The organism is Bacillus sp. FSL R5-0286 (assembly GCF_038593245.1).
Taxonomy (GTDB): domain Bacteria; phylum Bacillota; class Bacilli; order Bacillales; family Bacillaceae; genus Bacillus; species Bacillus altitudinis.
In genome coordinates, this window is record NZ_CP151977.1 from 2,010,087 (window position 1) to 2,035,106 (window position 25,020).

The following is a 25,020-nucleotide window of genomic DNA, read 5'->3' on the forward strand; positions in this document are numbered from 1 at the left end:
CACACTCGGATGCTGGTTTTTTCTATGCGCGCTTTTGTGCGTAATCACTCATCTTGACCGGTGCTTTGATATGGATATCGACATTAACTGGACGAAGTCTTTTGACGATCTTCCCTGTTAAAAGACGGTCTGTGCCGCTTGTTTCAACCGGAACAAGTGAGCAGTTACATTCTTCAGCAAGCGTTTCTGCCATGACACGATACTGTTCAGAAAGCAACAGACTCTGGCCAGATAGAACTCTTTCTCTTGCTTCTTCTAATAACGCCTCATCAGATTGATTCTGCTTGATCACCGCCATCTTCTTCAACCATTGTTTTAAGATGGGATAGCGAAACAGATGCGGTTTTGTCATAAAAGCAAATGGCTTCTCTAAGTGACCAATCAGCAATGTCGTCGTCACTAGATGATGTGCTTCTGTGACATAAATAACAGGACCATCTGGCAGCTTTTTTTGCTGATGAATGGTCATGACCGATCCTGATTGATCAATACACCCTCTAGCAAACCTTTTTGCATGCTCATGGATGAGATGCATTCGTTTCGTATAGGAAATGCGTGGATCCGTTAATTCATGGTCATACAAATGCCTTATACTTTTAAAAAAGGATACAACAACATAAATCGTTAAAAACCAATAACGAAACAACCGTACTCCTCCTACTCACTTATCCTTCTTTTCTGTCATAGACGACAAATTCATAATTGTAGGGGTTCTTTTCGTCACGATGGCCTTTTTCACGTGATACAACCGTCCAATTATCTTCATCGTAATAAGGGAAGAAACGGTCGCCTTCAAATGAATGATGAATGTGCGTGATATATAAACGATCTGCATATGGCATCATTTCCTCATACAGCTTAGCCCCGCCAATGATCAATAATTCTTCCTCGGTCTTCGCAATGGTTAAAATATCATCGATTGAATGGACCACCTCGCATCCTTCAGCTTGAAAAGAAAAACTTGTGGTCAACACGATATTCCGGCGGTTAGGCAGTGCTCGTCCAATTGATTCAAACGTTTTTCTGCCCATGACAATGGTATGGCCACTTGTGACTTTTTTAAAATACGCTAAATCAGCGGGTAAATGCCAAGGCATTTGATTATCTTTGCCAATGACTCTGTCTTTTCCTGTCGCCACTATCATGGAAATCATACACTGACTTCTCCTTTAATATGCGGATGTGGATCATAGTTCTCAAGCACAAAATCATCAAACGTAAAATCAAAAATACTTTTGACATCTCTAGTGATGCGAAGCTGCGGAAGTGTGCGCTCCTCACGCTCTAACTGCATTTTGACCTGCGGAAGATGATTTTGATAAATATGAGCATCTCCTAGCGTATGAATAAACTCTCCTGGCTCAAGGTTGGTCACTTTGGCAATCATCATCGTTAGAAGTGCATACGAAGCAATATTAAAAGGCACACCTAAAAAGATATCTGCCGAACGTTGATAGAGCTGGCACGATAATTTACCGTTTGATACGTAAAATTGAAACAAGCAATGACAAGGAGGCAGCGCCATCTGATCAATTTCTCCTGGATTCCACGCACTGACAATCAATCTTCTCGAATTAGGATGATTCTCAATATCATGGATCAGCTTGCTGATCTGATCTACTGTCTCTCCGTCTCCACTCGCCCATGATCTCCACTGCGCACCATACACACGCCCTAGCTCTCCATTTTCATCTGCCCATTCATTCCAAATACGGACACCATTTTCTTGAAGATATTTGACATTTGTATCACCTTTTAAAAACCACAGTAACTCATGAATGATTGATTTCAGGTGTAATTTCTTTGTTGTTAATAAAGGAAACCCTTCCTGTAAATCAAATCTCATTTGGTAACCGAACGTGCTGATAGTGCCTGTTCCTGTTCTGTCACCTTTTTCATCCCCGTGCTGTAATACATGACGGCATAACTCTTTGTATTGTTTCATTTTTTTCATCCTTTATTTATGTTCTTGTTGTAGTTTACCTTATTTCTGCTTTTGTTGAAACCAATTGAAACCAAAAAAACATGTCTGCATGATGAGCAGACATGTTTTTCTTTTTATGCTTGATTCACTCGATCCTGCTCTTCGTCCTTAATATCTTGGTGAGAGTGAGCTATGCGGCTTGCTGCTGCTGCGGCAAGCGCAGCGACAAGGTCATCAAGGAAGGTGTGTACTTCACCAGGACGACCTTCATCTAATTCTCTAATAATACCAAATTTCTCTTTGTCTAGGTAACCGAAGTTGGTCAAACCGATTGATCCATATACATTGACAATGGAAAGCGGAATAATCTCATCAATTCCATATAGCGGTTCATCTGTTTCAACTAAATGCTGCAAAGGTTCTGGCAAAAGCTTTTTTTCTGCCAGCTGATCAAGAGCAAGTCCTGTCAAAACTGCGTGGACAATTTCCCTTTTATTCAGCACTTTTTCAACATTTTCAATGCAGACACTAAGTGGAAGATTTGGGTTGTATTTCTCTTGGAGTTTCAGCACAATGTGTGCAATATCTTCTATTTTCACTCCACGCCCGTTTAACATCTGTTTTGTAATGCGAACCATTTCGTTCATTGTATACTTTTTCAATTGGCATGACATCTCCTTCTAGTGGCTCATCCAGCTCGGCGGGGTGTTTTTATCCCAGTAAATATTACCGAGTTCATGATGCGTCTGGAATCCATCTTCTGCTGTATGGTAGTGAAAGTTAAACCAATATCCGCTGTGAGGTGGCTGATCTCTCCTGACATGAAAACGAAGCAAATCTTCTCCAGTCTTTCTATTATAAATGTGGAAGATTTTTTCCCCATTTCCGCTTGAAGGCTGATCAGTTAAAACAACATCTTGAAATTTTTCGTCATCTTTGAAATTTGTTAAAAAGTCGGTTAACACTTGTTCAATTTTTGGTTGAATCTCTTCTCTATACTCGTCCTCAATGACAGGTGTGATTTTACGACCAAATTTGAGAAAGGATTGGTTTTCTGCACTTGATAGAACCTCTTGCTTATATTGCTCAAAGGGGTCTACCCGCTCTTTGTTGTCTTCTTGCGATAATTCCCAGCTGCGCGTATCATCTGATGTATCATAAACTGCTGTATAAGGTGATTTATCAGATGAAGAAAGTTCAGATGGCTTGTCTGTCATCAAAGCTGATGGAGGAGAGATTAAACCAAAAGTCGCAATCGTAAAGAGTGCAACAAGCGTTTTTCTCATCCACATTTTCATGATATCTAATTCCTTCCATAAGTTATCATACTGCTATTCTAGCATATAATGAATTTTCAGTCATTCAATTTGGTCATTGAGTTGAGACTTTCTTTTTCATGATAAAACGTTTACAATGACAGTAACGACGACTAAAATTTGGGAGGAATGGTTATGCTTGAAGGGTTTTTCATCACAGCTTCCTTGCTGACGTTATTTTATTTTGTCTATATGGAGATCACCGATTAAAAGCCCTGAAATAGGGCTTTTTTAATTGTTAAGAGTGATTAAAGTTTTGTTGATTTGTCTTCTTCTATTGAGATATATCCGTAATGGAATTGGGCGGTTTTACGTTTCATCACCTGAAATTGATAGGAATCAGTGGTAAATCGTGTGCTTTTCCAATGATCTTTTAAAACCACTCTTTTTCTAGCCACTCTCATTGCTTCTTTCACAGCGGTTTCATGGTCAAAATGATGCTCAGCTGCATGACGAAGCGGCATCATACTAGCAGACTCTTGTATGGTTTCTTCAAACATCGGGTCAAAATAGACGATATCATAGGATCGATCAGGGAGCTTCTTTAACTGCTCAATACTATCCCCGCTGATGACAGATATCCGTTTCATCGCTTCGTCTGCCTCTTTCACACCCGTTTCCCATGTGCTGAGTCCTTCTCGAACAAGCAATGCCGTCATTGGATTTTTTTCAATACCGGACACTTTTCCATTGGCTCCTGTAGCGCAGCTTGCGGTAATCGCATCAGATCCTAAGCCAAGCGTACAATCTAAAAAGGAATCGCCCGGCTTTAATTGTGCTGCTTCTATTAATGGATCTTTTTCCCCTCGCAGAACCCGCTTCACCCTAAACATCGCTGAGCTTGGATGGAAAAAGAACTTTTCACCATTTGGCTGATACCATTCAAATCGTTCTTTCCCAACAACCAGTACATCCCCCCGCTTGATCGCAAGCTGTTTGACAGATTGTTTGCGCCGCTCGATGTACTCACCATGCAAGTCCTTTGCGAGGGCCTTTGCCGTTTCAATTGTTTGTTCATTTGCTCTAAAGCTTGTTGTAATGAGCATGACGTTCCTCCACCATAATCAAGAAAAAATGCCCTGATGGATCACAGGACATTTCAACATTTGTATTAGCAATGTTTTTCAAATGCAGATAAGACGTTCTTCATAATATCTTCCATTTTATGACCCTCAATTTCGTCACGCGGGATAAAATGAACAAGTTCATTTCCTTTTAAAAGTGCCATAGATGGAGAAGATGGCTCCTCACCTTTGAAGTATTCTCTCATTTTAGCCGTTGCTTCCCGGTCCTGACCAGCAAAGACCGTCACCATTCGATCTGGTGCTTTTTCTGCTTTCATGACAGCTTGAGTAGCAGCAGGGCGTGCTAAACCGGCAGCACATCCGCATACGGAATTGACGACAACAAATGTTGTTCCTTCTGCTTCCTGCATCGTTTTTTCTACTTCTTCTTCAGTCGTCAATTCTTGAAACCCTGCACTTGTCAGTTCTTGGCGCATTGGTACGACGAGCTGACGCATATATTCTTCATATGCCATTGACATAAAAAAGCCCCCTCTATAATCCTTATGTTGTGAATAAAGGATACTATAGAGAGAGCCAATTTTCAAATGTTCAATTTCACATTAAATTTTCATGATTCCGCCTGTATTGGCTGATGTCACAAGTTTTGAGTATCTGGCAAGGTAACCTGTTTTTACTTTTGGCTCAAAGCCTTTCCAGTTTGCTTTTCTTTTTTCCCATTCTTCTTTCGGGACATCTACGCTTAAAATGCGTTTTTCGATATCGACAACGACATGATCACCATTTTCAACAAAGGCAAGCGGGCCACCTTCTGCTGCCTCTGGAGAAACGTGTCCAATAGACAATCCGCGAGAGGCACCGGAGAATCGTCCGTCTGTAATTAAAGCAACCTTTGGACCAAGTCCCATTCCAACAATTTGTGAAGTTGGTGCAAGCATTTCAGGCATGCCTGGACCGCCTTTAGGTCCTTCATAACGAATAATAACAACATGTCCTGCTTCTACTTTTCGATTAATGATTCCTTCAAGTGCTTCCTCTTGGGATTCAAATACGATCGCAGGTCCTTCATGACGTGTGATGCCGTCTTGTACACCGCCTGTTTTAATGATCGCTCCATCTGGCGCAAGGTTTCCAAATAAAACGGCTAAACCGCCCTTTTCAGTAAATGGCTTGTCAATTGGATAAATGACGTTATAATCTTTTACCTCATGCCCCGCGATGTTCTCGCCTAACGTTTTCGCTGTGACGGTCATGGTATCTAAATGAAGAGCCCCCTCTTTTTTGGACAATTCATTTAGTGCAGCGGTCACTCCGCCAGCTTCATGTAAATCTTCAATATAAACATCTGAAGCTGGAGCAAGTTTCGATAAATGAGGCACTCGTTCTGCGACTTCATTGATACGCTCAAGTGAATATTCAACGCCTGCTTCATTTGCAATCGCCAATGTATGAAGAACTGTATTGGTTGAACCACCAAGTGCCATATCTAAAGCAAATGCGTTATCAATCGCTTTTTCGGTGACAATATCACGTGGTTTAATGTCTTTTTTGATCAGCTCCATCAATTGTTTTGCTGACTTCTTCGCAAATTCTCTTCGTTCTGGTGAAGTCGCCAAAATGGTTCCATTTCCAGGAAGAGCAATCCCTAGCGCCTCTGCTAAACAGTTCATTGAGTTTGCTGTAAACATACCAGAGCAAGATCCGCATGTTGGACAGCCAAATTGCTCTAATTCGTTTAATTCCTCTTCATTAATTTTCCCTGATTGGTATGCGCCTACGCCTTCAAAGACAGAAGAAAGAGAAATTTTTCTGCCATCACTTGTTCTCCCAGCTTCCATCGGTCCACCACTGACAAATACAGTTGGGATATTCACACGCATGGCAGCCATCATCATACCTGGCGTGATTTTATCACAGTTAGGAATACAAACCATGCCATCAAACCAGTGTGCAGACACCACGGTCTCTACTGAATCAGCAATGATTTCACGGCTTGGCAATGAATATCTCATCCCAATATGCCCCATCGCAATACCATCATCTACCCCAATTGTATTGAATTCAAATGGAACACCGCCAGCTTCACGAATGGCTTCTTTCACAATTTTTCCGAATTCCTGAAGATGGACATGCCCTGGGACAATATCAATATAGGAATTACATACAGCAATAAACGGTTTGCCAAAATCCTCATCTTTTACCCCAGCTGCTCTTAGTAAGCTTCGGTGAGGTGCTCTGTCAATTCCTTGTTTAATCATATTACTGCGAAGTTCTGCCATCTGTTTAAAAAGCCTCCTATACTACTAGTCTTGTTGACTGTATGATTTTGAGTTCATTTTATTTTACAAATTTTCTGTTTATTTAGCCACCTATAATAGATAGTGACTGATTTCTCTGCTGAAGCAAGTGTCCAGCAAGGATTGTGTCATAAAATCTGACCTCCAATATTCTATATTGGTACTACTATATAGAGTTTTTTCTCATATTTCAACAATATTCAAAATAATTTTTCTAAAAAAATTTTTCTGCCAATAAAAAAGCCATTTTCAGAAAACAAGCTGCCTTTTATTGGCAGCCTGCTCGTCTTTCTTATGATTCTGATGCATTTTTTCTACTTTCTGTCATTTGCTTCCACACAGAGCCTTTTGCTTCTTCTCCGTGCTCAATTCGTTCGATGGCCATTTTCACTTGAAGACTGACTTCAAATTCAGGGTCCTGCTCCGCTTCTTTTAAAGATTCTAGTGCTGTTTCGTCACCTTCTTCATAAAGGAACATGGCCGCACGCCAGCGGACAAGCTTACTTGGGTCCTTTAAGGCTTGGATCATCGCTTCAATCGCACTAGGATCACCAAGATCCGAAATACAATCTCCTGCAGTTCTTCTAACTGTCACTGTTTTATCTTCAAGCCCTTTATACAAAATAGGCAAAATGGCTGGATCTTCAATCATTCCAGCATTCACAACAGCTTGTCTGCGAATCGATGTTTTTGGATCCTCCATCGCTTTCATTAAAACAGGTATATCTTTTTTCTCTGGCTGCATTTGCTCTAAATGAGCAAAACGTTTCTTCCAATCTTCATCGCGCAGCATCTCTTCTGTCACATCATATGCTTTTCGGTTCACTTGTTTATCTACAGCCTCTTGACCTTCCTTCACTGCCTCTGTTAAACGGGATAAACGCTCGTCGTCATATGCAGCTTGCAGCTCTTCTGTGACTTCTTGACCGATATCAGCAAATTCTCCAAAACGTACGCCATGTTCTTTCCACACACGTTCAAATACAACATTATCTGAACTGCTTCTTAGCTTTAAAATCGCTGCATGGAAACGTTCAGGCATTCCAAATCGTTCTTCTCTTTCACCGTCTGTCAGCTTCACCTGCATCGGAATCCCATTAAACATTTGAACAAACACTTTGACTTCTCCAAATGTGTCATCACCTGACTGCGATTCTCCCTGAAGACCTTCTGTTTCTTGTCCAAAGGCTTCTCTGACTTGCTGTAAAATACCTTGCCAGTCAAATTTCGCATTGCGCTCAACCGCTAAGAAATCGGCTACATGGTAAACACCTTTTACACCTTCAATGGTTAAAATGCGCTTAATCATCTCTGGCGCTTCGTCTTTTTGATCTTTTTTGTAGTTATTGCTTTTACCGCCTGCAAGCGCTTCTGTCAAAATGACTTTCATTGTATTCGGGCTTGGCGTTGGTTCTATGGCAGTTATTTTCATCTATACATCCTCCTTACACACATAAAGACCCTACTCATCTGTAAGGCCGCATTCTTCTTTCCATGTCTTAATAAATAGACACATAAACTCATGTCGCTCATGAGCCAGCTGCTTTCCAGCACGTGTGTTCATCAAGTCTTTTAATTGAAGCAGCTTTTCTTGCATATGCAAAAGTACTGTGCCTTGGTGAGCACCCTCTGTATAGTGAGGCTCCCCTTTTGCACCGGCATATGTAAACACCCTTGCAATCCCAGTTGCACCTATTGCATCCAGTCGATCTGCATCTTGAAAAATGGCCCCTTCTAATGTCACTGGCTTATGTTGCATATGCCGGTGACGAAAAGACATCGTTGTAATGATATCCATGATATAGCGAATAACTCGCGTGTCCACTTCCCACAAAAGGAGCTGCTGCTTGAGATCATGCGGTGAAAGCTTCCATTCACTAGACAGCTTGTCATCAATTACATCATGGACAATCGCTGCCATTTCAATGACAAAAAGCGACCCGCCCTCCTGTTGTGCAATATGGACGGCAAGCTGGCGCACACGATTGATATGAGCTTCATCGTGTCCAGTCGGTTCATTCTTTAGCTGTTTTGAAACAAAGGAGGCAGCTGCCTCCAATTGTTCTTGCTGCTTACTCGAATACATGCTTATTTCTCCAAAAGAGCGATAATGGAGCTTTCTAATTCTTTTGGTGGTGTTTTAGGAGAGAATCGTTCAGTCACTTCTCCGTTTTGGTCAACGATAAATTTTGTGAAATTCCATTTCACCGTTTTTGTACCAAGCACACCTTTCGCATGACTCGTTAAGTATTTGAAAAGCGGATGCGCATTGTCACCATTGACATCTACTTTTGCAAACATCGGGAAGGTCACACCATAGTTTAACGAACAGAATTCTTGAATTGCTTCTTCCCCTTCTGGCTCTTGATTCATGAATTGATTGCACGGAAATCCTAAAATTTCAAGGCCCTTTTCATGATATTGATCGTATAACTCTTGTAATTGTTTAAATTGAGGGGTCAGTCCACATTTGCTCGCTGTGTTCACGATGATCAGTACTTTCCCTTTGTAATCTGCCATTGATTTTTCCTGACCGTTAATGGTCTTGACCTGAATATCATAAATTGACATCTCATAGCCTCCTAGGATTCACTTTTTCCTATCGTAACATGCTTCTTTTAGAAAATCGCTTTTTATGCTTCCTGCTAAAAGAGTCCAGTCACACTGCCGTCTTCTAATAAATCCATCTCAAGTGCCGCAGGTTTTTTAGGGAGACCTGGCATGGTCAGAATGCTTCCCGTTAGTGCAACGATAAAACCTGCTCCTACAGATGGTTTTAACTCTCGAATCGTAACGGTGAAGCCTTTTGGTCTGCCGATTAAAGCCGGATCATCCGATAGTGAATATTGCGTTTTTGCCATACAAACTGGCAAATGGGCCCAGCCATTTTTCTCAATTGCAGCTAGCTGCTTTCTTGCTTTTGATGTAAGGTTGACGCCGTCTGCACCATAAACCACTTTGGCGACTTTTGACAATTTTTCTTCAATGGAATCTTGCTCCTCATATAAATAAGAAAAGCTGTTTTCATTCTTTTCAATGAGTGTCGTGAGCTCTTCGGCAAGTGCTACGCCGCCAGCTCCTCCTTCTTCCCATACATTGACGGCTTTGACTGGATGTCCATTCGTTTCGCACCAGTTTTCTATTGCTTGAATTTCTTCTTTTGTATCGGTAATAAAACGGTTCACTGCAACGATGTATGGTAGACCGAAGGCTTGCACTGTTTCAATATGCTTCTCTAAATTATGTATACCTTCTAATACAGCCTGTGCATTTGCTTCCTTGAGCTCTGTTTTCTGCATTCCGCCATGCATTTTTAGCGCCCTGACAGTTGCTACAATGACAACAGCGCCTGGTTTAAAATCACCGGCTCTTGTTTTGATGTGAAGAAATTTTTCCGCGCCGAGGTCTGCACCAAATCCCGCTTCTGTTACGACGTAATCTGCTAGTTTTGCCGCCATTTTTGTGGCAATTAAACTATTGCATCCATGTGCAATATTGGCAAAAGGACCACCATGAACAAGGGCTGGAGTTCCTTCAATCGTTTGAACAAGGTTTGGTTTCAGCGCATCTTTTAAAAGCAAGGTTAATACGCCTTCATATCCTAGATTTCCAACTGTGACCGGTTCACCTTCTTGATTGTAGGCAACAACAATAGAAGAAAGACGTTTTTTTAGATCGTTTAAGTCGTCTGCTAAACAGAGGATGGCCATCATTTCGGATGCAACCGTAATATCAAACCCATCTTCTCTAGGGTACCCATTTAATTGACCGCCAAGTCCTACGACCACTTGTCTTAGAGCACGATCGTTTAAGTCTAACACTCGTTTCCATACAATTCGGCGTGCGTCGATCCCAAGCTCATTTCCGTGATGGATATGATTATCAATAAAAGCAGATAAAGCGTTATGTGCAGATGTAATCGCATGAAAATCCCCTGTGAAATGAAGATTGATTTCTTCCATAGGCAACACCTGTGAATATCCGCCGCCAGCTGCACCACCTTTAATACCCATTGTGGGACCTAGTGAAGGTTCACGCATGGCAATGATCGCTTTTTTCCCAATTTTCTCGAAGGCTTGACCGAGGCCAACTGTTACGGTGGACTTCCCCTCACCTGCTGGCGTTGGGTTGATCGAAGTCACAAGAATCACATTTCCTTCTTTTTGTTCCTTTAAACGGTCAAAAATAGTCAAAGATATTTTTGCTTTTGTGAAACCATAGCATTCTAATTCTTCGTCATGTATTTGTAATTTTGCTGCGATGTCTTGAATCGGTCTCAGCTTTGCCTTTTGGGCAATGTCAATATCTGATAAATGCTTTGTGATCATGATTAATGGCCTCCTTTTTTGACAGAAACAGCTTTCTTTTTTGCTCTATTTTTCATTGTAACATAATTGAAACATTGAAATATCGCCAGAAAGTTCCTATAATGAAGTGAAATTAGCTTTGGTTCAGGGGGTGGCGAGTTGCCTATTAACATACCAGTTCATCTACCGGCAAAACAAATACTAGAGAGCGAAAACATTTTCGTCATGGATGAGACAAGGGCATTCAAACAAGATATCCGTCCTTTGAATATCGTGATCTTAAATTTAATGCCAAAAAAAATACAAACTGAAACGCAGCTGCTGAGAATGCTCGGAAATTCTCCTTTGCAAGTGTATTTTACATTTTTGATTCCAAGTACACATACACCGAAGAATACATCGAGAGAGCATCTAGATGAATTTTATACGACCTTTGACTCGATTCGCCATAAAAAATTTGATGGCATGATCATTACAGGTGCACCAATTGAGCATTTAGCTTTCGAAGAAGTTTCCTATTGGAAAGAACTGCAGGACATTTTGGACTGGAGTAAAACGAATGTGACGTCTACTCTCCATATATGCTGGGGGGCACAGGCTGGTCTATATCATCATTATGGCATTGAAAAAATCAAGCTTCCAGAGAAAAAATTCGGTGTTTTTGAGCATCTTGTCAAAGAGAAAAAAGAAAGATTAGTAAGAGGTTTCGATGAAGTATACTATGTCCCACATTCTAGGCATACAGATATTAATACAGAACAATTAAAAAACACGCCGAATCTAAAAGTTTTGAGCACGTCTGAGGAAGCTGGTGTTTGTTTAATTGTTTCAGATGATGATAAACAAGTATTTTTAACTGGACATCCTGAATACGATACAGATACATTGAAGCAGGAATATGAAAGAGATTTGTTGAAACATGATACAGTCAAAAAACCCGTCCACTATTTCATAGAAGATGGAGACACATTAGTTCCAGTGAACCGCTGGAAAGCCCATGCTACTTTGCTGTTTATGAATTGGCTTAATTACTATGTTTATCAAGAAACACCATATGTGTGGGAATAAAATAGACTGTAGTCTGATGATAAATGCTTAAAATGTGTTAAAATACAAATGGCTCTGTCTTCCATTATCAATTTAGTCTGTTTGTTTTTTAAAATTAGTTTAATTCTTTCGTAACGAATGATATGCTCTCGCTGTTTATATGTTATCTTTATGTATATGTAGACCTATGAGATTTATAGTTTTCGTACGAAGTTTTGTTGTTGTTGATTACATTTGAGGTGAATATTCTTGAATACCAATAAAAAAATATTAATCTTGACCGCAAATTATGGAAATGGACATATGCAGGTTGCAAAAACACTGTATGATGAATGCAAATCCCAAGGGTTTGAACATGTGATAGTTTCTAATTTGTATCAAGAATCAAATCCCATTGTGTCCGAAGTGACTCAATATTTATATTTAAAGAGCTTCTCCATTGGGAAACAATTTTATCGCTTGTTTTATTACGGTGTAGATAAAATTTACAATAAACGCAAATTTAACATTTATTTAAAGATGGGAAATAAGCGTCTTGATGAATTAATTCAATTACACAATCCGGATATCATCATCATTACATTCCCGATGATTGTTGTACCTGAATACCGAAACAAAACAGGTAAAGTCATTCCAACATTTAATGTGATGACAGACTTTTGTCTTCATAAAATTTGGGTACATGAAAACATTGACCGATACTATGTTGCAACCGATTATGTGAAACAAAAGCTAGTAGAAATCGGCACACATCCAAGCGATGTCAAGGTAACAGGCATTCCGATTAGACCACAATTTGAAGTAGACGTGCCTAAATCGATCATCTATAAAAAATATGGATTATCATCAGACAAAAAAGTCCTTCTCATTATGGCGGGTGCCCATGGTGTACTAAAAAATGTGAAGGAACTGTGTGAAGCACTACTTCTTGACAGTGAAGTACAAATTGTTGTTGTGTGCGGTAAGAATGCAGCGCTGAAGCAATCGCTTAGCGAACTTGAACAAGCACACCCAAATCAATTGAAGGCGCTTGGATATGTGGAACAAATTGATGAATTGTTCAGAGTAACGGACTGTATGATTACAAAACCGGGCGGAATTACATTAACAGAAGCAACAGCAATTGGTGTCCCAGTTATTCTTTACAAACCTGTTCCAGGACAAGAAAAAGAAAATGCTCTTTTCTTTGAAGATTACGGCGCTGCCATTGTCATCAACAGACACGAAGACATTTTAGAATCTGTCACCAACTTGTTGCAAGACGAAGAAAAATTAGAATCCATGAAACAAAACATCAAAAAATTACACCTAAAACAGTCTTCTCAAACCATTTTAGAAGATATCGTCGAACAATCAGATCTGATCATGAGCAACAAATCGTATGCTCAAGCATTATCATAAAAAGGTGTCCGTCAATGACGGACACCTTTCTTCTTTTAACCTTGATTCCCATTCGTTGTATAAACTTCTTCAAACGGCTGCACGACAACAAAGCCGCTTCCGCTAAACTTCATTTGAATAGACTCTCCGCTTCCCCTGCCAATAAACGTTTTGAACGATACATCTGTCACAAATTCAGTCTGCAAATCTCCTGACCATGCGACCGTCGCATTCGGATCTGTATAAACAGAATCACCTGGCTGAACAATCAGCGTCAGCGGTTCGTAATGACTTGTGATTGCCACAAGACCTGGTCCTTCAAGTTTGACATTAAATAATCCGCCTGCAAGCATGCCAGACACCTTTTTCATTAATTTAATATCCCACCGAACAGACGGTTCAAATGCGAGCAAGTCGTTTCCATTAACGAAAATAGACTCCCCTTGAGCCAATCGAAGAATCGAAATTTTTTTCCCTTGGTCTGCTACATATAATTTCCCATCACCTGTGGCCTTCATCAAAGAAGTTCCTTCTCCTGATAACATTTTTTTGAACATCTTTGACACACCGTGTTCAAACACACCTTCACGTTCAAACTTTATTTTCCCGCGATATGAAACCATGGAGCCTGTTTTTGCCCAAATGGTATCCGTTAAATTAATTTCTAACAATCTTGGTGTTTCAAGTTCAAAGACCCCTTCCCCTTTGTCTTCTTGCTGCGTATTCTGAACAAACTCCTCAATTGTGTAACGATTCATGACGCACCTCTTTCTGTATTTTTACTATATACGGACAAGTTATACGTTAGGTTTCATGAGATTAGGACGTTTTATAGATAAATGTCATTCACTAAAAAAACAAAAAAATCAAACATTCTGCTCAAAATTTGGCTTGCCTGCTTGACGCTTTACTTTTGATGGTGTATAGTGGAACCATCATTTAACAACTTCTTAAGTCGTTAGGTGATGAAAAATTTTTTTTAGTATGCCGAAAGGTGTGCTACAGTACTAGGAGGAAAAAGCAATATGCAAAACGGTAAAGTAAAATGGTTCAATAATGAAAAAGGTTTCGGCTTCATTGAAGTTGAAGGCGGAGACGACGTATTCGTTCACTTCACAGCTATCGAAGGTGACGGTTACAAATCTCTAGAAGAAGGACAAGAAGTTTCTTTTGAAATCGTTGAAGGTAATCGTGGACCTCAAGCTGCAAACGTAACAAAAATCTAATCAATTCAATCAATGATGAAACGACAAAATAAAGAGAGGCGTATGCCTCTCTTATTTGATTTTCAGCTGAATTTCAATCGCTAAAATATTTTGCTTTAATCTTTGTTCAATTTCAGAGATATCTTTTTCGAGAAAAGGTCTTCCCTTCTTTGCTACATCTACCAGTTGCTCTAGATCACTGTACACCTCTTGAAATGTCCGATGTAATACCGTTTCAAAATCCTTATTATCCATGCCGGCCTTCCCCTTTTCCTCTATTATCCGTCACTTAGTCAAAAAGTAACTCAACCAAAACTTTCTATAGTTATATCGGCTCATTTTTCAGAATATGTTCTTTTTTTACACATTCTATTCGTTTTTTTTTTCGTGAACGCGTGATACATCTAGGGGAAAACCGGAGTGTACGCTTATTTTTTGAGTAATTCATTTCCGTATTGTTTGATCTTCTCTCCTACCGTGCATTGCTGTATACAAAAGGAGTGCGCGTATTTTTTGCCAAATTCTTTACGAAAGTGCTTCTTAATCAAGCAATCTGAACAATACGTGTCTTGAAGATCTGTTAATTCTTTTACTGCTGTTTTTTTATCCACTTTATTCAGCTCCGTCTGCTTCTAATTTCAACTTACTTTCGATAGGGACGTCTGCAAGTATCTGTCTGGCAAGCTGATCTGCTTCTGCATTTTGTTTACGATCGATGACTTCATATGTTGGCGTGAGCTTCAGCTCTTTGATCGCAGCCTCAATTCGGTCGAGCCATTTGTTATGTATATCATCATAACAAGGCCATTCCCCTTTGAGCTGATTCATCACCACAAGAGAATCTCCTCTAATCGTAACAGAGTTTCTGCTGGCTCCCAGTTCTTTTAAAGCTTTTACCGCTTCAAATAAAGCCGCATACTCTGCCTCATTGTTCGTAGTGCTCTGAAAAGGCTGATTCTTCCTTAACCGGTATGCATCCTGTCCGAGCTGATAATACACGACAATTCCAAGCCCAGCATCACCTGTTTCTTTGCGAAAACTCGCATCAAAATAGACCTGAAGCTGATCGGGTTCAAGCCTAAGTTCTTCGTTTAGCTTTTCAAGTTCTTTCATCGACCACATCGCACCCTTTTCATCTTCAAATGATAGAAGTGACTGCGGTTCTTTTTTGTCTATATGTTTTGCTAAAAGCAAGGCCTCTTTGAGCTCCATCCAATCTTCTTGGAAAAAAGCAATGGACCCAATCGATTTCACTTTCATTGTATAGTGCGCTCTTAGTTTCATTGATCACATCGCCTTCCCATACTTTTAAGGTAAACGTTCGTTATGCTATAATCAAAAAGTTACATTTTACATTTAGAAAGGAAGTTCATGTCACTTGTTTAATGAAGGTATTTGGATCTTATTTGCGATCATTAATTTTATCATTGTTCTTCTATTTTATAAAGGATTTGGCAAGATGGGGCTTTTCGTCTGGATTGGTTTTGCAACAGTTGCTGCCAATTTACAAGTGGTCAAAACCGTTGAATTATTTGGCTTAACGGCAACACTTGGCAACATTTTATACGGCAGTGTGTTCTTTGCAACGGACGTCCTAAATGAAAAATATGGACAAACCGAAGCGAAAAAAGCTGTCTGGATTGGCTTTGCCACCCTTTTAACATTAACTGTTGTCATGCAGGAGGCTTTGCTTTTCCATCCCGCTCCATCTGACATTTCCCAATCATCATTAGAAACGATATTTGGCTTTATGCCAAGGGTCGCTCTTGGTAGTCTTGCTGCTTATATCATCAGTCAAATGTTAGATGTTTATGTATATTCGTTTATTCGCCGGATATTTCCTTCAGACGGTGCGCTCTGGCTGCGAAATGCGGGGAGTACAATGATTAGCCAGCTACTTGATACACTCGTTTTCACAACCATTGCCTTTCTTGGGACCTACCCATTCCATATATGGATCGAAATTTTCATCACGACTTATGTGATTAAATTTATCGTCGCTGCCATTGGCACACCTTATGCCTATGCGGCGAAAAAAATGGTTCCGATTGATGAAAGGGGGAAATAAATTGCCAGCTGAAATATATATTGACGGTGCTAGTGCCGGAAACCCAGGTCCATCTGGCATCGGCATTTTCTTGAAATATGACGGAAAAGCTGAGTCTTTCTCCATTCCTCTTGGCATCATGAGCAATCATGAAGCAGAGTTTTCCGCGCTCATTGAAGGCATGAAAATTTGCGTAGAAAAAGGATTACGGACCGTTTCATTCCGCACTGATTCACAAGTGGTAGATCGTGCAGCCAATGCAGGATTTGCTAAAAATCCATCTTTTCGTCATTTTATCGAAGAAATGCTGCAGCTTCAAAGCGAATTTGATTTATTTTTCATTAAGTGGATTCCGAGCAAGGAAAATCAAGTGGCTGATCAGCTCGCTAGAAAAGCGATTCACCTTTCAAAAGGATGAATCGCTTTTCTTTTGGTTATGCTAATGTGTGAGGTGATACGAATTGGATAAAGAGAACAGAGGCCGTGTCACAAACGGAACGACTCCTCAAGGTGATGCGCAAACAAAAGATAAACAGCCAATATCGCAATTAGAAAATAAGGCGAAAAAAAGCAACACAAAGGGCTAATACATGTAGCCCTTTGTTTCTTTTCTGCGTAAGAACAACCTTAACTGATTCCTAATTGACTTAAGCGGTTAACCATTGGTTCGATCCCTTTGATTTGATGCAAGCGAAGCATTGTCGCTGCCCGCTCTGGGTCCATTTTTATTTTTGTTTCGTCAATCGGACAGCTGAGTGGTACATCACATTTAATTTCTGCCAGTATACGAGAAAGCTTCAAATCTTCTAATCCTGCTTGCATTTTCTTTTGCTGAGCTGCCGTTAATGCATGAACATTTTCTAACAGTCGATCAATCGTTTGATACGTTTGAATAAATTTCAATGCTGTTTTTTCGCCGATTCCTTTTACACCAGGGTAATTATCGCTAGCATCACCCATCAGCGCTTTCATATCAATCAGCGCCTTTGGAGATATGCCCATTTCCTCTTCAAAAAGGGCTTTTGTATAATGCTTATAATTCCCGATGCCTTTTTGCATCAAAGCCACGGTCACTTGTTCATTCAAGATCTGCAGCAAATCTTTATCTCCTGTTAAGACGGTCACATGTGCTTCGTTTTGATAGATTGATGCAAGCGTTCCAATACAATCATCTGCTTCAAAACCTTTCACACCAATGTTCATGATCCCCAGTCCTTCTGTCGCCTCTTTTGCTAAATCAAACTGTGGGATAAGCTCAACAGGCGCCTCGCCTCGATTGGCTTTATAATCTTGAAACAATTCATTCCGGTATGTTTGGCTCCCCATATCCCAGCAGCATACGATATGAGTCGGCTCAAATGTTTGGACAGCTGTTAACAAATGCTTCAAATAACCATTCACTCCATTTGTCGGCACACCACGATCATTTATCATAAAATTGCGATGGACAGCCGTCGCATAAAACGACCTAAAAAGAAGTGCCATGCCATCTACAAGTAAGACGTGTTTATTCATTCATCTAAACTCCCTTTTTATAAACAATACTCCTATTCTATCATAGAACATCGAAACGAACATAAAAAAGGCGCCTTCTTCTTTTGATAAAGAAGAGGCAGCCCGATTACTTTTTACCATATTGCATTTTTTTCGTTTCCGCTTCTGCGTAGGATGGCATGCCTTTTTCCTTCGGCATGCGCTCCTCCTGCTGCTTTACGTTTTGCTTTTTTGCCATGATCATTCCCCTTTCTGGTTCATTTGTTAAGATGACCAAAAATGAGAAAGTTACTCTTTATTTCTGTTTACGCTGGGTGTATTCCTCCACCATCTCAATCGTGACATGTTTACGAAGGGGAACAATTCCGCCTCGGGCAAGCTCATTCATTTTAGACGTAATGGCGTTGATCTCATCTGTTGAAAATGGTTCATTGTGTTCACATTTTTTCACAGCCGATTCAATCGCCTGCTCTCTTTTTTGTTCAAGTGCAAGAAAAGATTGGATGTGGGCATGTTGTTTCTGTGAATGTGCAGAAATTTCTTCGTGTACGCTCGTCATCGTCTATCAACTGCTTTCTTTTTTATATAGTCTATCATGAATCATATCGTTTTCAACTGGTTCTTCCATTCATTTGTTTGTTCATAAACTTGTTCAATGATCGCCTGTTTTTCAGCATCTGTTGTAAGGCTTGTCATAAATGTCTGTTTTTGCTCATTGAGCTGTTGGAGAGCATCTTGTTCGTACCTTTCCGTATAGGTCTTCACTAGCTTTTCATATCTGCTCAGCAGCTCTTTTTTTTCGTTATCTGCCCAACGTGTTGTCATTTGATGTAGAACATCTCGAATGGCTTCAATAAACGTAGCCTTTTCATTTTGTTCAAAGAAGGCTTTCGCTGATTTTTGTTTCTTTAAAAGCGGCTCAAATGGTGCAATCTCTGCTTCGACTTCAATTTGTTTTAGCTCAGCATTTTTCTCCTCAGGGGCTGACAGGCTGAGAGAAAAGTAAGGATCTTCCGCACATGCAGCCTGCATCCCTTTTTCCCACTCCTCCTGGAAATAATGATGGATAAACGATTCCATTCGGATATCAAGTGCCTTGAGCTCCTGCACAAATTCAAATTCATACTCCTTTAACGCTTTCTCAAGTGCCTTTTTTAACTGCTGACCAAAATTCCCTTGAGATATGCCAGGATAAAAAGCCGACTTTAATAGATCATTCGCAAATAATGAAAGCCGCTGTACAATATGATAGAGCTGTTCATGCACGTCTTTTTTTACGCTTTCGGTCACAAGTTTAGACCGTTTCACATCTTGCATTTTTTCGAGAATGGCTTCATAGGATGTCTTGATGTTTTTCTTTTCAGCTTCTTTCTCATCTTCTGATTGATGCAAGGTCGCACGTAGTCTATCGACCGTTGTACATAATGTATTAGCTTCAAAATGCAAAAGTTCAATGGCATCTTTCGTTAATTCTTCCTCAATAAAATAGTCGAGCTGTTTTCTCAGTGTTGCATATTGATTATAAGATGTCGGCTCTTTCCCTTCGATCTCTTCCTTACTAGACACATGATGCAGGTTTGGATTGCGGATGCCTTCTTTTGTGAGCTCGCTTCGTACATAGTCAAATACGGTTTCAAGCTCTGCTTGATCCTTAGCCAAATCAGCTGCATTGATGATAAAGAACATTTTATCCATGCTAAAGGAATCTTTTACGAGTCCAAGCTTCCGTAAAAATGAGCGATCAGCTTTTGAGAAAGAATGCTGATAATACGTTAAATAAAGAAGGGCGTCTGCATCCTTCATATACTGGAAGGCGATTTCTGTATGACGCTTATTCATACTGCTTGCACCTGGTGTATCGACAATCGTCAGCCCTTTATCTGTCAGAGGTGTACTTAAATACACCGTCACTTCCTTCACCACACAAGAAACAGATTCTTCCGCTACATAAGGCTTTAATTCTTGAAGTGTGACATGTAAATTGGTTTGGTTGTCAATGTCATCATGAAACTTGGCATAGGCTTGTAGAAAATGTTCTACAATGATTCGGTGATCCTGTTCGAGCTGCCGTTTTTTCAGCACTCTTTCCAGCTTTGCCTTAAACGAATCTCCTTTTTCTGTTGTGATCGAAAATCCAAGAATCTGATCGAGTTCCTCTAGAATGTCCTGCTTGGTTTTAAACACCACTTTGACACTTTCATGAGGATGATCTTCCGTAGGTCGTGTCAGTTTGTTAATTGTTGCAGTTGTTGGCGTAGGAGATGATGGTAACACCTTCCGTCCAACAAGCGCATTGGCAAAAGAAGATTTTCCAGAACTAAAAGCGCCAAATAAAGCGAGTGTAAATTCTTTTGCCTGTAGCCGTTCTGTTCGTTTTTCAAAGGAATCTCTTTGAGACTTTAGAATATCTAAAGGCGATAAAATGCGGGAAAGCTCTTTAAATTGTGCAATCGATTGTGCTGTTGTTAAATGCTGCGATTGACGGTATTGATCGCGCTTTGTCCGTTCAGCAGCTTGATCGCTCTCTTCAACATGAATTGATGCGCGATTCTTCTCCAGTTGGTCGTGCTGCATCCATTGCTTTTTCGCATAAAACCAGTCGCCTGGGATATGCTCATCCGTTCCGTTTTGCCAAATATCCCATAAATGCTGAATATCCTGTCTTATTTGTTCATTTTTTTCGTTATACCCCTCAAGGCTCTGAAGCTCTTGTTTCGCTTGCTCCCATTTTTCCTCTTGCTTCTCCTGTTCATTCTTGAGCTGGTCTTTCAAGGTTTCAATCATCTGTTCAATCAATTGAAGTGCTTGCTGTTTCGCCTGTCTTTTCAATGCTTCACCAGCATCTTTCGCATATTGAAGAACATATTCGTTAGAAAAAGTTGCCCCTTGGTGAATGACCTTTTCAAGCAGGGATTCTTCAATAGGTGTCTCAAATGCCATGGCTTTGTCTAATAACACTTCCCCAAGCTGATGCTGTTTTATTTCTTTTTTGAGGAGATCGGCAATGTGCCAGTCAACTTCCGCTTTCATTCTCTTTTTTACATCTGCTAAGAAATCATTTGCCCGCTTTTTCTTTTCCTGCTCGGTTTTATTTTTGGCAAAAAGTAAACCCACTTTAAAGCCAGGTGCTTTCGATTCGATATAGTCACTTGCAAGCTCTCGCATCTTAAATGGCGTGAGGTTTGCATTTTTTAAGATGTTCTCTACTTCAGAAGACACTTCATCTTCTACCTGCTTTGCTCCATTTTCAATAAATCGGCGTTTCTCTTCTAGTTCTTGCACTTCATTCCTTTTTTCTTGCAGCTGCTTATCAAGGTCCTCTTCATGCAGTTCTTCTTTTAACGAGTCTATATGTTCTTTTAAAACATGTTCGATTTTCTGCTCTGTATAGGCTCGAAGTGATGCTTTAGGCATGGTTTGTAATTCTTGTAGTTTCTTCACTAAACGGATCATTTCGTTTTTTGGGTGTGCCTCATCAGTCACAGAAGTAAAATATAGATGTTCTTCTTCAATGCCTTCTTTTAAAAGCATCTCAACGACTTGTTTTTTGTAGTTTTCAAAAGTTGTCTCTTGTTCATCATGCCGATCCACTTGATTGACGATGAAATAAAGATTGGGCACTTTCTCTTTAATCGAGCGAATGAAGCGAATGTTTTCTTCAGAATGGACATGGTTATAATGAACGACATAAAAAAGAGCATCCGCTTGATGAAGAATAGAAGCAGCGGATAAAAAGTGCGCATGATCCGTTGAATCAATTCCCGGCGTATCAATGAGTGCCACTTTTTCTTCAAGTCCACTATAATCACCGCTAATTTCCACCATCTCAATTTGTTCCCCATCTTTACAAAAACGCTGCACCGCTTCTTTATCATAAGAACCGCTCATTTTTGCAAAACGTCCATCAGACGTATGGAGCTGAACTTCACTGACCCCTTTCCTGACAACAACCAAGTTTGCACTCGTTGGAATTGGGCTTGTGGGCAGGATGTGATCATGAAGAAGATGATTCACTAGTGATGACTTACCAGCAGAATAGTGGCCGGTAAATGCGATATATACTTCTTCTTCAGCTGCCTTTTTCATAATAGATGCAAGTTTGGCTGCGCGCTCGTGATCATCCCTTTTCAGAAGGCTTTGATATAAAGCACCTGTAGTTTGAACGAGCGAATCTCGAATAGACAAGTCTTTCATGACGATAAACCCCTTTGTTTTTAGAAAAGTCAGTTATGTATGTGTACCATTTTACACAAAATAAAGAGATTTTTCTTCTCATCTGAGGAAATAAAAAAATCTGCTGCCCGATCAGTCGCAATGGACTGCAATCAGGAAGCAGATTTTTTTGAAACACCTTTTAATACGAAGCCAATCAATAAGCTGTATACACAGACCGTACCGAGTAAGAAAATCATTGTCATGTGATCACCGTCCATCCTTCATGATTGAGAATGTTTATCATTAATGAAAGTGTAGCACAATTGATAATGATTTTCAATATTAATTTAGTAAATACTGATTCAGTGCTTTTTCTTCTGTTTGTATTCTGACCATCATCATCCATCCATTTAAACACGTAAACAAAATGGCAGTAATAAATGCGTTAAATAGCAGCGGAATGAACATCAGTTCAATCGCCACCACCACATAGTTAGGGTGCTTTAACCAGCGATACGGCCCCTTTTTCACAATCATCGCATTTGGAACGACTAAGATTTTTGTATTCCAAAACGTCCCAAGTGAACATAGTGCCCAGTACCGAATCACCTGGGTCGCAAACAGAAACACAAGCAGCAATAGGAAAAAACGAGACGGTTGACGATGCAGCAGCCATGTCTCTCCAATAAGCGAGAGGAAAAAAGCTGCATGCATAGCGACCATATAAGGATAATGGCTTGCACCAAATTCAATCGCTCCGAGCGCCTTCACCTTCTTTTCATTTCTTTTCGCCACAAGCATTTCAATGAGACGCTGACAAATGAAAATGCCAATCACTATCCAGAAAATCATCACGAGAGCCCCTCCCATTTCATGAGCAATAATTCTGACGAAAAGCCTGGACCAAGTGCTCCGCAAAGCCCCACCTGTCCTGCATCTAGTGACTGATGTTCAAGAAAATGCTTCATGACATATAAAACGGTGGCAGAGGACATGTTTCCATGCTGTTTCAGAACCTCTTTTGAAGAAAATAGCTGATGCTCTTGTAAAGATAGGCTTTCAAGATAGGCATCAATCACTTTTTTTCCTCCAGGGTGAGCAAGAAAAACGGATACATCCTCTGTTGAAAACCCTAGCTGATGTAAAAATTGATCCACTTGCTCTTTTAACCACCCAGAAATGATGGACGGAATGTCACGTGAGAAGATGACCCGAAATCCGTCGGCGGTAAAATCCCATCCCATCACATCCTCAGAATCTTTCATGGTCACTGACTGCGTGCCAAGCACTTTAGGTACTGTTTTTAACCGCGTATACTTAGAGGCAGCCTTTTCTCCAGTTAAAAGAACGGCTGCAGTCCCGTCACCGAAAAGCGAGGTTCCAATTAAATTGCTTTTTGATTGATCTTGCGGCTGAAAAGTGAGGCTGCAAAGCTCGCAGGCAACAACGAGCACTTTCGCTTCTGGATACGCCCTGATGTATTCATAAGCTCGAGATAAGCCTGCCGCCCCGCCCCCGCATCCTAACCCCCAAATTGGCACTCGTTTCGTATAAGGAGAAAATGGAAGAACATTCATCAGCTTGGCATCAAGACTTGGTGTTGATAACCCTGTACTGGAGATGAAAAACAAAGCATCAATCTCATCAAAAGGAACTGGCTTTGTAAGGAACGCTGTTTCATGCAGACAGTGAAAAACGGCTTCTTTCGCATGAGCCAATGCTTTTTCGACATAGAGATTATTTTTCTCTTCAAAAGAGTGATGTTCTTGATACCAATCAATAGGCTGTACAAACTGCCTGCTCTCTATTTCGCCATTATTAAAAGCTTTTAATAGCCGATCAATATCTTTAAAGGATCGTTTAAATTGAGACCTTGCAAATTGAGCAGCTGCTTGCTGATCCACATGATGTTTTGGCAGACTTGTTCCAACTGAAAGAATGTATGCCATCGGCTTCACCTCTTTTTTCGGTTAATATCCCCAATCAAAAAAAGGATATACATGCCAAAACGACACAATTCAGTCAAAATATTTTCCTCCGTCTAACTTTTTGTCTTGACGACAATTGATAAATATTGGATAATATAGGTGAAAACATGATGTAGTTTTCCTCCTTCACAGGTTCGTTCCAAGCCAAGCGAACCTGCTTTTTTTTATGCAATTTATGTTCAAAAATAATGGTGATTTAATGAAAAAAAAAAAGAACTCCGTTATGGGAGTTCCTCTGTGAATGACATCTCTTATGAACATCTAAAGAGCAAACCCTCACCTAAACCTTTTCAAGGATTGACTTAATAAAATCAGTTTTTTAATGTGCGTATTTGTGTTTGTCACTTCCGTGTAATCTTGATAATTTAAGTTTAAGCTGTTGGTACTCACTTCTAGCTTGCTCATTATTTCTCAAGTAATCTCTGAAATTTAACTGTTCAAGTAAATACTTATTATGTCTTTGGTACATATGGATTTGATGTGTTCGTGGTTCTCCTTTATTAAATCTTTCAGGTAATACGTCTGTTCCTTTATATGAGTAACCGAGTGCTTCCAACGCTATTACACATTTTTCTCCATCAAAAAAATGTTCTATTTCAATTGCAATATCAATAATTGGCTTAGCGCTTAAACCTTTTACTGCCGTACTTCCAATATGGTGTACATTGATTATGTATTGACCAATATCACCTATTATCTTTCGCTTTTCACTTTCAAATTCTTTTGTCCACTCAATAGACCAAGGAACTAAAAAGACTTCCCCTCTTGGTAATCCTAACATTTACTTATCCCACCTTTTAACACCCATTTGGAGAATGTTAATAAACCAACTTTA

The 25,020-nt window shown here is 40.0% G+C and carries 29 protein-coding genes; 6 read left to right on the top strand and 23 right to left on the bottom strand.

Annotated features, from left to right (window positions below; translation table 11 throughout):
* Window positions 1-22 precede the first annotated feature (22 nt).
* The 12 genes from NST24_RS10170 to NST24_RS10225 form a co-directional block, all read right to left on the bottom strand.
* The gene (locus NST24_RS10170) at window positions 23-646 is read right to left on the bottom strand and encodes a 1-acyl-sn-glycerol-3-phosphate acyltransferase (protein ID WP_342461728.1); all 624 of its coding nucleotides are present in this window, start codon (window positions 644-646) and stop codon (window positions 23-25) included.
* A gap of 19 nt (window positions 647-665) precedes the next feature.
* On the bottom strand, window positions 666-1,154 hold the full coding sequence (gene folA, locus NST24_RS10175) for a type 3 dihydrofolate reductase (RefSeq protein WP_342461729.1): 489 nt from the start codon (window positions 1,152-1,154) through the stop codon (window positions 666-668).
* Window positions 1,151-1,945: a thymidylate synthase gene (locus tag NST24_RS10180; protein WP_017367468.1), complete on the bottom strand. Its 795-nt coding sequence runs from the start codon at window positions 1,943-1,945 to the stop codon at window positions 1,151-1,153. Before NST24_RS10180 ends, folA begins: the two co-directional genes overlap by 4 nt.
* Before the next feature lie 113 nt (window positions 1,946-2,058).
* A complete protein-coding gene (locus tag NST24_RS10185) occupies window positions 2,059-2,586 on the bottom strand; it encodes a phosphatidylglycerophosphatase A (protein ID WP_342461730.1) in 528 nt (175 codons plus the stop codon).
* Window positions 2,587-2,604: 18 nt separating this feature from the next.
* Complete coding sequence (locus tag NST24_RS10190) at window positions 2,605-3,222, bottom strand: YpjP family protein (RefSeq protein WP_024718552.1); 618 nt, start codon at window positions 3,220-3,222, stop codon at window positions 2,605-2,607.
* A gap of 266 nt (window positions 3,223-3,488) precedes the next feature.
* Complete coding sequence (locus NST24_RS10195; protein WP_268360915.1) at window positions 3,489-4,286, bottom strand: class I SAM-dependent methyltransferase; 798 nt, start codon at window positions 4,284-4,286, stop codon at window positions 3,489-3,491.
* Window positions 4,287-4,351: 65 nt separating this feature from the next.
* A complete protein-coding gene (locus tag NST24_RS10200) occupies window positions 4,352-4,786 on the bottom strand; it encodes a BrxA/BrxB family bacilliredoxin (RefSeq protein WP_342461731.1) in 435 nt (144 codons plus the stop codon).
* Window positions 4,787-4,867: 81 nt separating this feature from the next.
* Window positions 4,868-6,544 (bottom strand): dihydroxy-acid dehydratase, encoded by a 1,677-nt coding sequence (gene ilvD, locus NST24_RS10205; protein WP_342461732.1) that lies wholly within the window; start codon window positions 6,542-6,544, stop codon window positions 4,868-4,870.
* Between the two features lie 310 nt (window positions 6,545-6,854).
* Window positions 6,855-7,994 (bottom strand): conserved virulence factor C family protein, encoded by a 1,140-nt coding sequence (locus tag NST24_RS10210; RefSeq protein WP_342461733.1) that lies wholly within the window; start codon window positions 7,992-7,994, stop codon window positions 6,855-6,857.
* Window positions 7,995-8,024: 30 nt separating this feature from the next.
* Window positions 8,025-8,648, bottom strand: a complete 624-nt coding sequence (locus tag NST24_RS10215) for an HD domain-containing protein (RefSeq protein ID WP_342461734.1) — start codon at window positions 8,646-8,648, stop codon at window positions 8,025-8,027.
* Window positions 8,649-8,650: 2 nt separating this feature from the next.
* On the bottom strand, window positions 8,651-9,133 hold the full coding sequence (locus NST24_RS10220) for a glutathione peroxidase (protein WP_007500827.1): 483 nt from the start codon (window positions 9,131-9,133) through the stop codon (window positions 8,651-8,653).
* A gap of 74 nt (window positions 9,134-9,207) precedes the next feature.
* Window positions 9,208-10,890 carry a formate--tetrahydrofolate ligase gene (locus NST24_RS10225; protein WP_017359707.1) on the bottom strand — a complete coding sequence of 561 codons (1,683 nt, stop codon included), beginning with the start codon at window positions 10,888-10,890 and terminating at the stop codon, window positions 9,208-9,210.
* 138 nt (window positions 10,891-11,028) lie between these two features.
* On the opposite strand from NST24_RS10225, the gene metA reads away from it, so the two are divergent.
* Together metA and NST24_RS10235 are read left to right on the top strand one after the other, a co-directional pair.
* Window positions 11,029-11,937: a homoserine O-succinyltransferase gene (metA, locus tag NST24_RS10230; protein ID WP_008346374.1), complete on the top strand. Its 909-nt coding sequence runs from the start codon at window positions 11,029-11,031 to the stop codon at window positions 11,935-11,937.
* A gap of 228 nt (window positions 11,938-12,165) precedes the next feature.
* Window positions 12,166-13,317: a diglucosyl diacylglycerol synthase gene (locus NST24_RS10235; protein WP_007500831.1), complete on the top strand. Its 1,152-nt coding sequence runs from the start codon at window positions 12,166-12,168 to the stop codon at window positions 13,315-13,317.
* A gap of 35 nt (window positions 13,318-13,352) precedes the next feature.
* Here NST24_RS10235 and NST24_RS10240 read toward each other — a convergent pair whose 3' ends face one another.
* The gene (locus NST24_RS10240) at window positions 13,353-14,054 is read right to left on the bottom strand and encodes an AIM24 family protein (protein ID WP_007500832.1); all 702 of its coding nucleotides are present in this window, start codon (window positions 14,052-14,054) and stop codon (window positions 13,353-13,355) included.
* Window positions 14,055-14,321: 267 nt separating this feature from the next.
* Between NST24_RS10240 and cspD the strand changes: the two genes are divergently transcribed.
* Window positions 14,322-14,522 (top strand): cold-shock protein CspD, encoded by a 201-nt coding sequence (gene cspD / locus NST24_RS10245; protein ID WP_003215784.1) that lies wholly within the window; start codon window positions 14,322-14,324, stop codon window positions 14,520-14,522.
* A 51-nt stretch (window positions 14,523-14,573) separates the two neighbouring features.
* Here the strand turns inward: cspD and NST24_RS10250 are convergent, their stop codons facing one another.
* From NST24_RS10250 to NST24_RS10260, 3 genes are all read right to left on the bottom strand, one after another.
* Window positions 14,574-14,756, bottom strand: a complete 183-nt coding sequence (locus tag NST24_RS10250; RefSeq protein ID WP_008346368.1) for a hypothetical protein — start codon at window positions 14,754-14,756, stop codon at window positions 14,574-14,576.
* A 173-nt stretch (window positions 14,757-14,929) separates the two neighbouring features.
* Entirely contained in the window at window positions 14,930-15,112 is a 183-nt protein-coding gene (locus NST24_RS10255; RefSeq protein WP_008346366.1) for a zinc-finger domain-containing protein, read from the bottom strand.
* Window position 15,113: 1 nt separating this feature from the next.
* Window positions 15,114-15,785: a ribonuclease H family protein gene (locus NST24_RS10260; RefSeq protein ID WP_017367474.1), complete on the bottom strand. Its 672-nt coding sequence runs from the start codon at window positions 15,783-15,785 to the stop codon at window positions 15,114-15,116.
* Between the two features lie 94 nt (window positions 15,786-15,879).
* Here NST24_RS10260 and NST24_RS10265 point away from each other — a divergent pair, with 94 nt between their 5' ends.
* The 3 genes from NST24_RS10265 to NST24_RS10275 are packed head-to-tail and all read left to right on the top strand — an operon-like array spanning window position 15,880 to window position 17,135.
* Entirely contained in the window at window positions 15,880-16,569 is a 690-nt protein-coding gene (locus NST24_RS10265) for a queuosine precursor transporter (RefSeq protein ID WP_007500834.1), read from the top strand.
* Window position 16,570: 1 nt separating this feature from the next.
* The gene (locus tag NST24_RS10270; RefSeq protein WP_017359712.1) at window positions 16,571-16,966 is read left to right on the top strand and encodes a reverse transcriptase-like protein; all 396 of its coding nucleotides are present in this window, start codon (window positions 16,571-16,573) and stop codon (window positions 16,964-16,966) included.
* Between the two features lie 43 nt (window positions 16,967-17,009).
* Entirely contained in the window at window positions 17,010-17,135 is a 126-nt protein-coding gene (locus NST24_RS10275; RefSeq protein ID WP_008346357.1) for a hypothetical protein, read from the top strand.
* A 40-nt stretch (window positions 17,136-17,175) separates the two neighbouring features.
* On the opposite strand, the gene NST24_RS10280 is transcribed toward NST24_RS10275, so the two are convergent.
* From NST24_RS10280 to NST24_RS10310, 7 genes are all read right to left on the bottom strand, one after another.
* A complete protein-coding gene (locus tag NST24_RS10280) occupies window positions 17,176-18,063 on the bottom strand; it encodes a 5'-3' exonuclease (RefSeq protein ID WP_342461736.1) in 888 nt (295 codons plus the stop codon).
* A 274-nt stretch (window positions 18,064-18,337) separates the two neighbouring features.
* Window positions 18,338-18,601 carry a YpbS family protein gene (locus tag NST24_RS10285; protein WP_008346351.1) on the bottom strand — a complete coding sequence of 88 codons (264 nt, stop codon included), beginning with the start codon at window positions 18,599-18,601 and terminating at the stop codon, window positions 18,338-18,340.
* Window positions 18,602-18,642: 41 nt separating this feature from the next.
* On the bottom strand, window positions 18,643-22,236 hold the full coding sequence (locus tag NST24_RS10290; protein WP_342461737.1) for a dynamin family protein: 3,594 nt from the start codon (window positions 22,234-22,236) through the stop codon (window positions 18,643-18,645).
* Window positions 22,237-22,367: 131 nt separating this feature from the next.
* Window positions 22,368-22,475, bottom strand: a complete 108-nt coding sequence (gene fbpC / locus NST24_RS10295) for a Fur-regulated basic protein FbpC (protein WP_306172627.1) — start codon at window positions 22,473-22,475, stop codon at window positions 22,368-22,370.
* Window positions 22,476-22,539: 64 nt separating this feature from the next.
* Window positions 22,540-23,049 (bottom strand): isoprenylcysteine carboxylmethyltransferase family protein, encoded by a 510-nt coding sequence (locus NST24_RS10300; RefSeq protein ID WP_045035049.1) that lies wholly within the window; start codon window positions 23,047-23,049, stop codon window positions 22,540-22,542.
* Window positions 23,049-24,146: a 3-oxoacyl-[acyl-carrier-protein] synthase III C-terminal domain-containing protein gene (locus tag NST24_RS10305; RefSeq protein ID WP_025207522.1), complete on the bottom strand. Its 1,098-nt coding sequence runs from the start codon at window positions 24,144-24,146 to the stop codon at window positions 23,049-23,051. Before NST24_RS10305 ends, NST24_RS10300 begins: the two co-directional genes overlap by 1 nt.
* Before the next feature lie 358 nt (window positions 24,147-24,504).
* Entirely contained in the window at window positions 24,505-24,966 is a 462-nt protein-coding gene (locus tag NST24_RS10310; RefSeq protein ID WP_342461738.1) for a GrpB family protein, read from the bottom strand.
* Between the last annotated feature and the right edge of the window lie 54 nt (window positions 24,967-25,020).

Bases quoted from the DNA above. Each gene is read 5' to 3' on its own strand.
- folA (WP_342461729.1), bottom strand. From the start codon at position 1,154: ATGATTTCCATGATAGTGGCGACAGGAAAAGACAGAGTCATTGGCAAA.
- NST24_RS10180 (WP_017367468.1), bottom strand. From the start codon at position 1,945: ATGAAACAATACAAAGAGTTATGCCGTCATGTATTACAGCACGGGGAT.
- NST24_RS10190 (WP_024718552.1), bottom strand. From the start codon at position 3,222: ATGAAAATGTGGATGAGAAAAACGCTTGTTGCACTCTTTACGATTGCG.
- NST24_RS10195 (WP_268360915.1), bottom strand. From the start codon at position 4,286: ATGCTCATTACAACAAGCTTTAGAGCAAATGAACAAACAATTGAAACG.
- NST24_RS10200 (WP_342461731.1), bottom strand. From the start codon at position 4,786: ATGTCAATGGCATATGAAGAATATATGCGTCAGCTCGTCGTACCAATG.
- ilvD (WP_342461732.1), bottom strand. From the start codon at position 6,544: ATGGCAGAACTTCGCAGTAATATGATTAAACAAGGAATTGACAGAGCA.
- NST24_RS10210 (WP_342461733.1), bottom strand. From the start codon at position 7,994: ATGAAAATAACTGCCATAGAACCAACGCCAAGCCCGAATACAATGAAA.
- NST24_RS10215 (WP_342461734.1), bottom strand. From the start codon at position 8,648: ATGTATTCGAGTAAGCAGCAAGAACAATTGGAGGCAGCTGCCTCCTTT.
- NST24_RS10220 (WP_007500827.1), bottom strand. From the start codon at position 9,133: ATGTCAATTTATGATATTCAGGTCAAGACCATTAACGGTCAGGAAAAA.
- NST24_RS10225 (WP_017359707.1), bottom strand. From the start codon at position 10,890: ATGATCACAAAGCATTTATCAGATATTGACATTGCCCAAAAGGCAAAG.
- NST24_RS10240 (WP_007500832.1), bottom strand. From the start codon at position 14,054: ATGAATCGTTACACAATTGAGGAGTTTGTTCAGAATACGCAGCAAGAA.
- cspD (WP_003215784.1), top strand. From the start codon at position 14,322: ATGCAAAACGGTAAAGTAAAATGGTTCAATAATGAAAAAGGTTTCGGC.
- NST24_RS10250 (WP_008346368.1), bottom strand. From the start codon at position 14,756: ATGGATAATAAGGATTTTGAAACGGTATTACATCGGACATTTCAAGAG.
- NST24_RS10260 (WP_017367474.1), bottom strand. From the start codon at position 15,785: ATGAAACTAAGAGCGCACTATACAATGAAAGTGAAATCGATTGGGTCC.
- NST24_RS10280 (WP_342461736.1), bottom strand. From the start codon at position 18,063: ATGAATAAACACGTCTTACTTGTAGATGGCATGGCACTTCTTTTTAGG.
- NST24_RS10285 (WP_008346351.1), bottom strand. From the start codon at position 18,601: ATGACGAGCGTACACGAAGAAATTTCTGCACATTCACAGAAACAACAT.
- NST24_RS10290 (WP_342461737.1), bottom strand. From the start codon at position 22,236: ATGAAAGACTTGTCTATTCGAGATTCGCTCGTTCAAACTACAGGTGCT.
- fbpC (WP_306172627.1), bottom strand. From the start codon at position 22,475: ATGGACGGTGATCACATGACAATGATTTTCTTACTCGGTACGGTCTGT.
- NST24_RS10300 (WP_045035049.1), bottom strand. From the start codon at position 23,049: ATGATTTTCTGGATAGTGATTGGCATTTTCATTTGTCAGCGTCTCATT.
- NST24_RS10305 (WP_025207522.1), bottom strand. From the start codon at position 24,146: ATGGCATACATTCTTTCAGTTGGAACAAGTCTGCCAAAACATCATGTG.
- NST24_RS10310 (WP_342461738.1), bottom strand. From the start codon at position 24,966: ATGTTAGGATTACCAAGAGGGGAAGTCTTTTTAGTTCCTTGGTCTATT.